Source organism: Kosakonia sp. BYX6 (assembly GCF_038449125.1).
Taxonomy (GTDB): Bacteria; Pseudomonadota; Gammaproteobacteria; order Enterobacterales; family Enterobacteriaceae; genus Kosakonia; species Kosakonia calanthes.
The window spans coordinates 2152414-2165392 of the sequence record NZ_CP151800.1 but is presented as its reverse complement, the minus strand read 5'-3'; the positions used below and the strand labels follow the sequence as shown (position 1 = coordinate 2165392).

Genomic DNA, 12979 nt, shown 5'->3' with positions numbered 1-12979 from the left:
GGCGTTGGCCGGGAAAGTGTAGTGACAACGAGTCTGGGTCGACGGCAAGGGGGAAAGCCGCCAAAAATCAGGGTAACAACACATGGAGCCGCGAGCCGTTTGCAACAGGATCCGGCAGGCTCGCGGCTATTAAAGGGGAGAAATGTAACGCGAATGTGACATCAGCATGGCTTTCGGAAGAATCCGGTACACCTTTCGCGTTGCGGGCCAGTATAGTTCTTTAAAATCAATCGCTTCAGCCAGAGGCTGACGATTCTTCTTGCTCAAGCTTGAGCACAAAATGATTATCGTGGCGGTCAATTTTTGCCCCGCTCATCCCGTAGTTCGTGGTTAACATAAAGAACGTATCCGCATCGACATCAAATGCCAGCTCGACCTGTTGGTGCTTTCCCGAGCTAACCATTTGATATGCCTGCTTCAGGTTGTAAGCTTTTGCTCTGGACATGGAATCGTCTCCGCGCAGTGCTGCTTATTGAACATTCTTGCCCTTATTTTTATAGACCCGTTTTGCAAAATTAGCCGACAATTTTTCCATTAAATAAGCAAAATGCTCAGCCATTGAAAACCGGCTTACAGGCATCGCCTGTCCGCTTCGCTATTCATTCTAAGATTCATCTCAAAACCAAAAGAAAAAATGATATAGCTTTCCGCGAAAGGTAAAAAATCGTCAGAAATACCCCCTAAGCCCGCGTTTTTGTCACAGAATCATGGATTAGTAACGCCAGTGATTATTTAAATTAAATCGAAGTACCGCTAAGTTATTTATAAGGACGCGGATAAATAACCGATTCGCTAAATAAAACACACCTACTTACAAGGGATTATTTTGTCTATTGCGCAGATTAATACCTGCATAATGAATATATTTAGAATCTGTCAAAACGTTACAGGCATGGAAGGTGTCGTTAATTTTTATCCATCATTTTGGCAATTAATTAGCTCATCAACGTGGAATAGAGCTTTGACGAAAACTGTTAATCATTTCTTATGATTACATAGGATCATCCTATAGCTCATAAGAGAATGACTCTGGCTGCTTACGCCGTCAGATCGTCACTGCCCGTTGACTTATTGTGTAGGGAGCGTACTTTTCAGGACATGAAAACTTTCCTGATTATCGTTCCTGATGGCGGCATGCTGTTCGAATCCGCCGGTATCGCCGACATTCTGATGCAGGCTAATCGCCTGCATCCCACTGATACGCACTCACCGCGTTACAAAATAACCATCGCCACCACGCAGCCGCACCAGGTGATCCACGGGCAGTCCGGGTTAAACCTGCTGGCGGATCATCGCTTACCGGAAATCGATCCGCGTCAACCGTGGGACACCATTATGATTACCGGGCGCGGCATTGATGAAGACGAAGGCACCGCCGTGGTGGACTGGCTGCATCTCGCCGCGCCGCACGCCCGGCGCGTTGTGTCGATTTGCGGCGGCGCCATGCTGCTGGCGCAGACCGGTTTGCTGGACGGTCGGCGCGCAACCACCCACTGGCGCTTGCTGGAAACCATGCAGGCACAATTTCCAAAAATTCAGGTCGAAGGTGGCCCGCTCTACATTCAGGATGGGCCGATATGGACGTCCGGCGGCGTCAGTTCCGGCTTTGATTTAACGCTGGCGCTGGTTGAAGAGGATTACGGTTTTACCCTCGCCCGCGATGTAGCGCAGGATCTGGTGATGTACCTGCGCCGCCCCGGCGGGCAATTGCAGTTCAGCCGCTTTCACTTGCAACAGGCCAGCAGCGTCGGGCCGATCAGTGAGTTGCAAAGCTGGATTCTGGAACACCTTGCAGACGATTTATCCGTCGAAACCCTGGCCGCGCAGGTGGCGATGAGCCCGCGCAATTTCACCCGCGTCTTTACCCGCCAGACGGGCGTCTCCCCGGCCCGTTATGTCGCCGAAGCGCGTCTCGCCGCCGCCCGCGATCGTCTGGAACAAACCAGCGACACGCTGGATCGCATTGCCACTCTCAGCGGTTTTGGCAGCAGTATTAACCTGCGGCGCATTTTTGAACGCCAGTTGCACCTAACACCCGGCGAATACCGCCAGCGCTTCCATAGCCGCAAAATGGCGTAAAGTGATCCTTTTTTGTCATTTACGCCATCGCCCATCAAACCTACAGTGAACGCAGATACCTGACACAAGGAGTTCATTATGGTTAACGTCGGCATTAATGGTTTTGGCAGGATTGGGCGCAACGTTCTGCGTGCGGCACTTGGCAACGCGGATATACAGATTGTGGCGATTAACGATCTGACCGACAGCAAAACGCTGGCGCATTTGTTGAAACACGATTCCCTGCTCGGCACCCTGCCCGTCCCGGTTGAAGCGGGCGAAGGCCAGTTGTTGGTCGACGGCAAAGCGGTTCGCGTATTCAGCGAGCGCGACCCGGCCAATATTCCGTGGCGCGACGCGGGTGTCGATATCGTGATTGAAGCGACCGGCTTTTTCACCGACCGGGAAAAAGCGGCGGTACATATCAGCAGCGGCGGCGCGAAACGCGTCATTATCTCCGCGCCGGGGAAAAATGACGATTTGACGATTGTGCTGGGGGTAAATGACCAGCAGTACGATCCGCAGCGCCACTTTGTGGTCAGCAACGGCAGTTGCACCACCAACGGTCTGGCGCCTGCCGCGCAGGTTCTGCATCAGCAGTTTGGCATTGAGCATGGCCTGATGAACACCACCCACGCCTATACCAACAGCCAGGCGCTGCACGATCAGCCGGAGAAAGATTTGCGTGGCGCACGCGCCGCCGCCCTGTCGATTGTGCCGTATTCCAGCGGTGCCGCGAAAGCGCTGGGCAAAGTGATCCCGGAGCTGGACGGGCGTTTGACGGGCTACTCGTTGCGCGTGCCGGTGCCGGTGGTGTCGATTGTCGACCTGACCGTGACGCTCAAACGCGAGGTGACCGTGGATGAAGTGAATGCCGCATTCCGCGAAGCGGCGGCAAACGGGCCGCTGAAAGGCATTCTCGGTTACAGCGATGAACCGCTGGTTTCCAGCGATTACCAGGGCGACCCGCGTTCATCCATTATCGACGGGCTATCGACGCTGGTGATTGGCGGCAATTTGGTGAAAATTCTCGCCTGGTATGATAACGAGTGGGGTTTCTCCAACCGGCTGGTTGATCTGGCGAAATTGATGGCACAACGCGGTTTGTAATGAGTTGCCGGATGGCGCTGCGCTTATCCGGCCTACCATTGGTGTAAAAATAACGGGGCATTGCGCCCCGTTTTGCTTTGTTACATCGACATATCCACCACAATGCGGCCGGTGATTTTCCCGGCGCGCATGCGATCAAAAATGCCGTTGATGTTTTCCAGCGGTTCGACGGCGATTTCCGCATGCACTTTATTGTGCCCGGCGAAATCCAATGCCTCCTGCAAATCCTTACGCGTGCCAACAATCGACCCGCGCACGGTGGTGCCATCCAGCACCATATCGAAAATCGACAGATCGAATTTCCCCGGCGGCAACCCGTTCAGCACCATAGTGCCGCCACGGCGCATCATGGTGGTCGCCTGCTCAAAGGCTTTGGGCGACACCGCGGTGACCAGCACGCCATGCGCGCCGCCAAACTCGGCGTGAAAACGCGTACCGGGATCCTCTTCGCGGGCGTTCACCACCACCGATGCGCCGAGCCGACGGGCAAAGTCGAGTTTTTCATCGTCGATATCCACCGCCGCCACGTTCATGCCCATCGCCACCGCGTACTGGATCGCCAAGTGTCCCAACCCGCCGATACCGGAAATCACAACCCACTGCCCGGCGCGTGCTTCGGTCATTTTCAGCCCTTTATAGACCGTGACGCCGGCGCAGAGGATCGGCGCAATTTCATTAAAACCGACATTGTCCGGCAAGATCCCGACGTAGTTCGCATCCGCCAGGCAGTACTCGGCAAAGCTGCCGTTGACCGAATAACCGGAGTTCTGCTGTGAATGGCAGAGTGTTTCCCACCCGCCCAGGCAGTGTTCGCAATACCCGCAGGCTGAGTAAAGCCACGGCACGCCGACTCTGTCGCCCTCCTTCACATGCGTCACGCCTGGCCCCACCGCCACTACATGCCCGACACCTTCGTGGCCGGGAATAAACGGCGGATTCGGCTTCACCGGCCAGTCGCCTTCCGCTGCATGCAGATCCGTGTGACAGACGCCGGTCGCTGCGATTTTGACGAGGATTTTGCCCGGTTCAACGGCAGGCACCATCACCTCTTCAATCACCAGCGGCTCGCCAAACGCCTTTACGACGGCGGCTTTCATGGTTTTCAGTTGCATATTATCACCTCATCCTGATGGATAATTAGTACAGGCCCAGCGGCGAACCGCTGTAGCTGACCAGCAGGTTTTTGATCTGCTGGTAGTGGCTCAGCGCCAGTTTGTGGGTTTCACGCCCGACGCCCGAGTTTTTGTACCCCCCAAACGCGGCGTGTGCCGGATAGAGGTGGTAACAGTTGGTCCATACGCGACCGGCTTTGATCGCGCGCCCCATGCGCCACGCTCGATTGATGTCCAGCGTCCACAACCCGGCGCCCAGGCCGAATTCCGTATCGTTGGCAATCTGCAACGCTTCCGCTTCGTCTTTAAACGTGGTGATGCCAATCACTGGCCCAAAGATCTCCTCCTGGAAACAGCGCATGCCGTTGTGCCCTTTAATCAGCGTGGGCTGGATGTAATACCCGTTTTCCAGCGCGTCGCCATGTTCAACATGCGCGCCGCCGGTAATGATTTCGCCACCCTCTTCACGGGCGATGGTGATATAGGAGAGGATTTTTTCGTACTGCTCTTGCGAAGCTTGTGCGCCGATCATGGTATCCGTGTCAAACGGGTCGCCTTTACGAATGTTCTCCATGCGGGCAATCACTTTTTCGACGAACTGCGGGTAGATGGACTCCTGCACCAGCACGCGCGACGGGCAGGTACACACTTCTCCTTGGTTGAAGAAGCCGAGCACCACGCCTTCAATCGCTTTATCGATGTAATCCGGGTCGCCATTCAGCACATCTTCGAAGTAAATATTGGGCGATTTGCCGCCCAGTTCGACGGTGCTCGGAATGATGTTTTCCGCCGCGCAAGAGAGGATGTGGCGGCCAATCGGCGTTGAACCGGTGAAAGCGATTTTTTCAATGCGTTTGCTGCGCGCCAGCGGTTCGCCCGCTTCAGTGCCGAAACCGTGAACCACATTCAGCACACCTTTTGGCAGCAGATCGCCAATCAACTCCATCAACACACAAATGCCGAGCGGCGTTTGTTCGGCGGGTTTGAGTACCACGCAGTTGCCCGCTGCCAGCGCGGGCGCCAGCTTCCAGGCCGCCATCAGAATCGGGAAGTTCCATGGGATTATCTGCCCGACCACGCCCAGCGGCTCGTAAATGTGATAGGCCACGGTGTTGCTGTCGATCTCCGCGGCAGTGCCTTCCTGCGCGCGAATACAGCCCGCGAAATAGCGGAAATGATCGACTGCCAGCGGAATATCTGCGCCCATGGTTTCACGAATCGGTTTGCCGTTATCCCAGGTTTCCGTCAGCGCCAGCAGTTCGAGGTTCGCTTCAATGCGATCGGCAATCGCCAGCAATACGTTCGAACGTTCCTGCACACTGGTTTTGCCCCACGCGGCGGCGGCGGCGTGCGCGGCATCCAGTGCTTTATCAATATCGGCCGCGTTAGAGCGCGGGAACTCGGCAATCACCTGTCCGGTGACCGGCGAGGTGTTGGTAAACCAACGGCCTTCCACCGGGTCAACAAATTCGCCGCCAATATAGTTGCCATAACGCGCTTTAAATGACACGTTCGCGCCAGCAAGGCCAGGGTGCAGATATTTCATAGGATGTTCCTCTTTTATTATTCGCTACAGGTGAGGCGTCTCGCGCACAGGGCGGACGAAAGGACATAAGCAGTTCTTATGCCAAATCAACCAGTGGAAAGAAGAATGTTTTTTGCTCAACAAAATCAATAAGTAAGAGAAAGAAATAAACCAGACTGTCACGGGCAGTAGCAAAAAAGCACAACTCGCAATGTAGGAAGTGTGTCGCTCGTCGACACAGGCGTGACACTTATATGCTACACAAATGTAACATCTCAATGGTCGGAGAGTCCTATGGCACCACGCGCCCGCGCTTTATCCCCCGCCTTTCACCAGGCGAGCCTGCCTTATCAACTGGAAGACTCATGGCAGCGCAGTTCGAGTTACGGATTGACCCGAGAGGATGACGCGCAGCCCTGGGTTGCCTCCTCGATGCTGAAAGATGCCCGCGCTGAAAATGGCTGGATCAACCAGCTGGTTGCGCCAATGCTGGCGCGCCTGCGCCCGGAACTCTCCAGCCATCCGTCGATTATGGTGATGTCCGATGCCAGCGGTCTGGTGCTCGAAACGTATGGCAATCGCGATTTTCTGCATAAAGCGCAGCGCTATGCGCTCGCGCCCGGCAATTTATGGGGCGAACCTGCGCGCGGCACCAATGCCATCGGCACGGCATTAGCGTTACAACGTCACTGCGAGGTGGCAGGCGGCGAACATTTTCTCAGCCGCAACGCCGGGTTGTTTTGCTCTGCCGCGCCGATATTCCGCCCGGATGGGCGTATCGCCGGGGTGCTGGATCTCTCGACACCCGCGCAGGCGCCGCGCCATGATGCTGCTGCGCTGATTCGCCGCGCGGTGTGCCAAATTGAACATGCCTGGGCGAGCAGTGCGCTCGGCGCCGATCGCTGGTTGCTCAGCCTGCACCACGATCCTCAGGTGCTCGGCAGCGCCCAGGAATTGGTGTTGATTTTTGAAGACAACACCCTGCTCGGTGCCAACAAGCTGGCGATGGATGAGTTTTCGCTGACGGCAAACCAGTTCGGCGCGCTGGATATTCACACCCTGTTTCCAGGCATTAATCTGCGGGCAGGCGAAACGGCGCTCAAGTCCAGCAACCGTCGCCACTACTATGCCCGCCAGACGCTGCCAGCACGCCGCTTCAGCGCGCGCAGCATTGCTCATCAGCAAGATGAAAATGCGCGCGAGAAAGAGAAAGCGTTGCGCATTGTGAATGCCGGAATTGCGCTTTGCATCACCGGCGAAACTGGCTGCGGCAAAGAGCACCTGGCGCGCGAACTCCACCAGCGCAGCCAGTGGCGCGCGGGGAATTTCGTGGCGATTAACTGCGCCGCACTGCCGGAACATTTGATTGAGTCTGAACTGTTTGGCTATGTTGCCGGTGCGTTCACCGGTGCCAGCCCGAAAGGCTATATCGGTAAATGCCGCGAAGCCGACGGCGGTATCCTGTTTCTGGATGAGATCGGCGATATGCCGCTGGCGTTGCAAACCCGTTTATTGCGCGTGTTGCAGGAGAAAAAAGTGACGCCGCTTGGCGCGAACAGCACGGTTGAGGTCAACTTTGCGCTGATTTGCGCCACGCACCAGGATTTGGGCGCGCGGGTTAACGCCGGGACATTTCGGGAAGATTTGCTGTATCGCATTCAGGAATTTCATTTACGCATTCCGCCGCTGCGCGAATGGCTGCATGTCGAAGGCTTTATTCACAAGCTGTGGCAGGAGCTTGGCGCGCCAAACCGCGGCCTGACGCTGTGTGATGAGGTGGTCACCACCCTCGCCCGCCGCCCGTGGCCGGGAAATGTGCGGCAGTTGTTAAGTCAGTTACGCGTATTAATGGCGCTGGCAGAGGATGGCGATCGTATTACGCTTGCGGATTTGCCGGGTGAAATTTTACCTGCGCAATTCGCTGAACCGGCGCGGCACGCAGATGAACAGCAGGCGATTGCCGAGGCGCAAGGCAATATGAGCCTTGCGGCCAAAAAACTGGGCATTTCCCGTAGCACGCTGTACCGGCGTCTGGAGAAAAACAAGCTGATGCACAGTTGAGCGGCAACGCCTGCCCGGTTGCTGATTTACTCTGCGGTGGTGTTCGCGATCCAGTCCGCATAGTAACTGACGCGAGTGAACTGTTGCGCAGGCAGAATCAAGTCACGCGAGACCAGCCCGACGACATAGCGCGTTCCGTTATAGGTTGCATACAGCGGACCGCCGGAATCGCCACCAGCTGTGGCGTATCCCGCACAAATATGCATCGCGGGATCATAATAAGTTGGCGGATAGAACTGCGGAACATCGGTGCACATGTTATCGGCCAGCACGCTTAAATGACCTTTATAAAGCACATTGGGTCTGATGCCGTTTTCATTATCACCAAAGCCGATGCCTGTCAGCGGAATATCCTCCAGTGCTGCTGGCGGAGTATCCGGTGTATTAATTCCGGTAAGCGTTGCGAAATTTGAGCTATTTGCGTCACGGGTCAATTTAATTAACGCAAGATCATATTTAGCTGTTCCTTCCATTGTCGTTGTATCGTAGGAAGGATGTATTACCACTTTTTCAATGGTCACACTGTCTTTTATTTTTAACGGTTCATAACTTTCGATACCGACTAAAATATTCGCCGTTGCGGGATCGAATACCGCGGCACAATGTGCGGCAGTCAACACCCAGCGCGCGTTAACCAACACGCCGCCGCACTTGTGTCCGCTGAGCGTGTTGTTGGCATTGATGGTGATAAACTCCGGGAATTCACCAGCCTGAGCAGGTGTGCCGTTGACGATCCTGACCAATTTTTCATTCGCTGAAGCGGCGTTAATCATACTTAACGGCAATAGAGCGGCAGCGACGCAAAGCGCCGCCCTTAAATTCTTAGTGCTCATTGTTATTCTCCAAAACAATTCTGATATCAACGATATTACCAGGGTCAGCAGCGCTATTTAATAAATAGCGTAATCCTGATCTGCGGATATTATTTCTGATATAAAAGCGTGGCGAATATACAAAGCATAAACATTGAAGTAAATAGAGATATTTTTCCAGTTGTTGCGATTATTCTTAAATGAATTAATAATGCGGACAGGTCACTTACACTGCCGCGCTTTACAGCGAAGATCGGAATTAAGGGTAAAGCTTAAATTTTTCTTTAATTGCCAACGTCTGGAATACCGTGCGTGGCCGCACAAAATGGACAGCGTGTGCTGTCGGCGTGTGGAGAAATAGCAAGCAGGCAGTTACTATACACCTTTACTGCTAACATTTTGATAATTCAGATAAATAATGAAAGGGGTAATCATAAGCGCTATGGATATTTCAACACACCTGCTCACCACTGGCATTGCCGTTACGCTTCATCTCCCCGCCGGTCAGGAACCGCACCCGACCATCGTTTTGTGCCATGGATTCTGTGGCATCCGCAAAATTCTCCTTCCCGCTTTTGCCGAAGCGTTTGCTCAGGCCGGGTTCGCGACGGTGACATTTGACTACCGCGGGTTTGGCGACAGTGAAGGTGAACGTGGTCGCCTGGTCCCGACCATGCAAATCGCCGATATTCTCTCTGTGGTGGAGTGGGCGCGCCAACAGCCTGCGCTTGATGCCGATCGTATTGGGTTGTGGGGCACTTCATTTGGTGGCTGCCATGTCTTTGCGGCGGCGGCGCAGGATAGCAGAATCAAATGCGTGGTCAGCCAGTTGGCGTTTGCCGACGGGGAAGCCATCGTTACCGGCCATATGAGCGCGGAAGAGAAAAGCGGGTTTATCGCCACGCTGGACAAGATGGCGGAAAAGCAGAAAACAACCGGGAAAACGATGTTAGTAGCCATCACTCGCGTGGTTTCAGACAGCGAATCGAAGGCCTTTTTTGAAGAATACCGTGTTCGTTTCCCGGAGATGGACATCAAGATCCCGTTTCTGACCGTTCAGGAAACCTTGCATTATAAACCGGCGCAGTATGCCGCACAGGTCACGTGTCCAACACTGGTGGTGATTGCCGGGCAGGATATCGTTAACCCGCCGGAACATGGCCGGGCGCTGTTTGACGCTGTCGCCGCGCAGGAAAAACAGTTGTATGAAGAACCCGATGCCCGTCACTACGACATCTACAGCGGCGAGCATTTCGAACGTGTCAGCCGCGTGCAGGCCGACTGGTTTCGCGCGCATCTGTAAGGCATAAAAAAGGCGCACCGCAGTGCGCCCTTCTCTTTTACAGCGCCATGTCGTGCTGAGGCGCGTTTTCCGTTTTCGGTTCTGCCGGTTTTTCAGCCGTGACCTGGTCTTTCATCTGAATAACCGGCGGCTTAACCAGTTGCAACGTCGCAGCGGTGTCGTCCCACACCTGCTGCGTCAGCGCCACGTTGCCGTTCATCTCCTGGCCGTAGCTCGGCACGATCTCTTTAATCTTGCTCTGCCACTGCGGCGAGTTGAACTGCTCCGGGAACATCTTCTTGATGACATTTAGGGCGATCGGCGCCGCAGTGGATGCGCCCGGTGACGCGCCCAGCAGCGCAGAAAGGGTTTTCGGCTGATCGACAACCACTTCGGTGCCGAGTTTCAGCACGCCGCCTTTGTCTTCATCTTTCTTGATGATCTGTACGCGCTGGCCGGCCTGGATCAGTTTCCAGTCCTCTTTACGCGCCTGCGGATAGTACTCTTTCAGCGCGTCGAAACGGTCTTCATCGCTCAGCATCACCTGGCCAACCAGGTATTTCACCAGATCGAAGTTATCCAGACCTACGTGGGTCATCGGCATAAAGTTGCTGGTGGTCGTGGTGCTCAACAGATCAAAGAACGAACCGTTTTTCAGGAACTTGGTGGAGAAGGTCGCGAACGGCCCGAACAGCACCACACGTTTGCCATCGATAAAGCGCGCATCGATATGTGGAACGGACATCGGCGGTGCGCCCACAGAAGCCTGACCGTACACTTTCTGCTGATGGATGCTGGTGATAGCCGGGTTTTCGGTCATCAAGAAGGAACCGCCCACCGGGAAGCCCGCGTAGTTGTCCGCTTCCGGAATACCGGTTTTTTGCAACAATTTCAGCGCGCCGCCGCCGGCACCGATAAAGACATATTTTGCGTCGATGGAATGTTCGTCGCCGCTTTTCACGTCTTTGATGGTTACATGCCAGGAATTATCGGCATTGCGTTTAAAATCCGTCACTTCAGAGGAGGTTTGCAGCGAGAAGTTTTTGCTCTTTTTCAGGCTGCCAACCAACTGACGGGTAATTTCACCGTAGTTCACATCGGTGCCTACCGGCGTCCAGGTGGCGGCCACTTTCTGGTTCGGATCGCGCCCTTCCATCACCAGCGGAGCCCACTGCTTAATTTGCTGATGATCGGTCGAGAATTTCATACCCTGGAATAACGTCGTTTGCTGCAATGCGGCATAACGTTTTGCCAGGTAATCCACATTATCGCCCCACACAAAGCTCATATGCGGCGTGGAATTAATAAAGGCGTGCGGGTTATTCAAAATTCCGCGCTTCACCTGGGAAGACCAAAACTGGCGGGAAATCATAAATTGTTCGTTAATTTCCAGCGCCTTGCTGACATCAATCGAACCGTCTGCACGCTGTGGCGTGTAGTTCAGTTCCATGTTGGCAGAGTGACCGGTACCGGCGTTATTCCAGCCGTTAGAAGACTCCAGCGCAACGCCGTCGAGCTTCTCGACCATCACCTGTTTCCACTCCGGTTGCAGTTCTTGCAGCCAGGTGCCTAACGAGGCACTCATGATGCCGCCGCCAATCAGCAGGAAGTCAGTCTTTTGATTCTCTTGGGCAAACGCATTGGTCGCCGAGCTTACGAGCATCGCGACGGCGCTCAGGGTGATAATTGTCTTTTTAATTGCAGGCATAATTATAAAGTTACATAGCAATGAGGAATTCGTGGCGCAGATATTAACGTACTTTTACGTTAATTTAAAATATCATTCACATCTTTGCCAAACCTTGGCTTTATTTCTCCCCTGCTTTTTTAAATTAAAAAAATCACAACTACTTTTTGTGAGGAAATTATTTTCGTGGAATTTATCTTAAGCCGATGAAATAAAAAACGGCTTAACAATAAAGCGTAAGAAATAAAAAAGAGGAGGCATTATCGGCTGCGCAATGCAACCGATAATGCGCAGTGATCACCCGGCAAATTCTGTTTTTGCCTCATGAAGCGCAACGCGTAAATGACCGTTATTTTCCGCCAGCAACGCTTGTGCATGGGCCGCATCCAGCCCGGTGAGCAACATCAAAATGGCGCTGCGACAGTGATGATTCGCGCTCGCCAATGCGCTTTTCGCCTGATCGCGGGAACATTGCGTTGCCGCCATAACAATCGCGATTTGCCGCTCGGCCCAGTGGGTATCGCTCGCTTGCACATCAACACGCAAATTGCTGAACACCCGACCGGTGCGGATGGCCAGGCCGGTTGCCAACATGGTCAATATCTGCTGCTGGGCGAGACGTGCTTTGGGTTCGTTGAAGCCGCTCACCACTTCCGCCCCGGCGTCCGGCGCCAACAAAATATCCGCCAGTTGCGCGGCTTCACTCTGCTGGGTGCGGGTAATCAGCGCGACACGCGCGCCGAGCGACCAGGCATGGCGCAGCGCCCCGCTCGTCCACGGCGTTTTACCGCTCACCGAAAGCGCCACTAACATATCGCGAGGGTTAAAGTCGATGGCCCGTAAATCTGCAATTCCACGCGCATAATCCGCCGCGGCGCGCGCCTGTTCAGGCCCTTTCGCCTGTGCGCCACCGGCCAGCAGGCCGATAACATCGTGGTGATTATCCGGTGCGAAATCACGGGCCGTTTGCAGCGCCGCCAGCCCGGAAGCTCCGGCACCAACCAGCACGACTCTGCCGCCCTGGTGAACCGTCGCGCTGGCGTTATCCACCAGCCTTGCGATTTCCGGCAGGCAGGCGGTGATGGCCTCTGCAACATATTTGTCTTCCTGATGGATAAGCGCCAGCATGTCCAGGGTGGCGAGCCGGTCGATATCGGTCGAGCGAGGGTTGCGACGTTCTGTCATTGAACCGTTTGGCTTACTGCTCATACACTGCTCCTTTTCAAAGGTTCCACACGCACTATAAGGTTATTTCTCTGCCTTACCTGCGAATGAGGTCACGCTTCCCGTTTCCTTTGTCAGATGTGCATTCATTACTCTGCTTTATGAAAC

At 54.4% G+C, this 12979-nt stretch carries 10 protein-coding genes; 4 read left to right on the top strand and 6 right to left on the bottom strand.

All coding sequences use genetic code 11. The annotated features are described in order from the left end of the window. Nucleotides 1-235: 235 nt before the first annotated feature. The gene (locus AAEY27_RS10145) at nucleotides 236-445 is read right to left on the bottom strand and encodes a hypothetical protein (protein ID WP_342325107.1); all 210 of its coding nucleotides are present in this window, start codon (nucleotides 443-445) and stop codon (nucleotides 236-238) included. Nucleotides 446-1098: 653 nt separating this feature from the next. Here AAEY27_RS10145 and AAEY27_RS10140 point away from each other — a divergent pair. Then, entirely contained in the window at nucleotides 1099-2079 is a 981-nt protein-coding gene (locus AAEY27_RS10140; protein WP_342325106.1) for a GlxA family transcriptional regulator, read from the top strand. Between the two features lie 78 nt (nucleotides 2080-2157). Next, nucleotides 2158-3168 carry a type I glyceraldehyde-3-phosphate dehydrogenase gene (gene gap, locus AAEY27_RS10135; protein WP_342325105.1) on the top strand — a complete coding sequence of 337 codons (1011 nt, stop codon included), beginning with the start codon at nucleotides 2158-2160 and terminating at the stop codon, nucleotides 3166-3168. A gap of 80 nt (nucleotides 3169-3248) precedes the next feature. On the opposite strand, the gene adhP is transcribed toward gap, so the two are convergent. Continuing rightward, entirely contained in the window at nucleotides 3249-4280 is a 1032-nt protein-coding gene (gene adhP / locus AAEY27_RS10130) for an alcohol dehydrogenase AdhP (protein WP_342325103.1), read from the bottom strand. Nucleotides 4281-4305: 25 nt separating this feature from the next. Further along, entirely contained in the window at nucleotides 4306-5826 is a 1521-nt protein-coding gene (exaC, locus tag AAEY27_RS10125; RefSeq protein ID WP_342325101.1) for an acetaldehyde dehydrogenase ExaC, read from the bottom strand. A 273-nt stretch (nucleotides 5827-6099) separates the two neighbouring features. Here exaC and AAEY27_RS10120 point away from each other — a divergent pair, with 273 nt between their 5' ends. Further along, complete coding sequence (locus AAEY27_RS10120; protein WP_342325099.1) at nucleotides 6100-7866, top strand: sigma-54-dependent Fis family transcriptional regulator; 1767 nt, start codon at nucleotides 6100-6102, stop codon at nucleotides 7864-7866. A gap of 26 nt (nucleotides 7867-7892) precedes the next feature. Here the strand turns inward: AAEY27_RS10120 and AAEY27_RS10115 are convergent, their stop codons facing one another. Continuing rightward, entirely contained in the window at nucleotides 7893-8699 is an 807-nt protein-coding gene (locus AAEY27_RS10115) for a S1 family peptidase (RefSeq protein WP_342325097.1), read from the bottom strand. A 421-nt stretch (nucleotides 8700-9120) separates the two neighbouring features. Between AAEY27_RS10115 and uilS the strand changes: the two genes are divergently transcribed. Beyond that, nucleotides 9121-9981: a UilS family quorum-quenching N-acyl-homoserine lactonase gene (uilS, locus tag AAEY27_RS10110; protein WP_342325095.1), complete on the top strand. Its 861-nt coding sequence runs from the start codon at nucleotides 9121-9123 to the stop codon at nucleotides 9979-9981. Between the two features lie 37 nt (nucleotides 9982-10018). Here the strand turns inward: uilS and mqo are convergent, their stop codons facing one another. Further along, the gene (gene mqo / locus AAEY27_RS10105; RefSeq protein ID WP_342325094.1) at nucleotides 10019-11668 is read right to left on the bottom strand and encodes a malate dehydrogenase (quinone); all 1650 of its coding nucleotides are present in this window, start codon (nucleotides 11666-11668) and stop codon (nucleotides 10019-10021) included. A gap of 276 nt (nucleotides 11669-11944) precedes the next feature. Beyond that, complete coding sequence (locus AAEY27_RS10100; RefSeq protein ID WP_342325093.1) at nucleotides 11945-12856, bottom strand: N-acetylmuramic acid 6-phosphate etherase; 912 nt, start codon at nucleotides 12854-12856, stop codon at nucleotides 11945-11947. Between the last annotated feature and the right edge of the window lie 123 nt (nucleotides 12857-12979).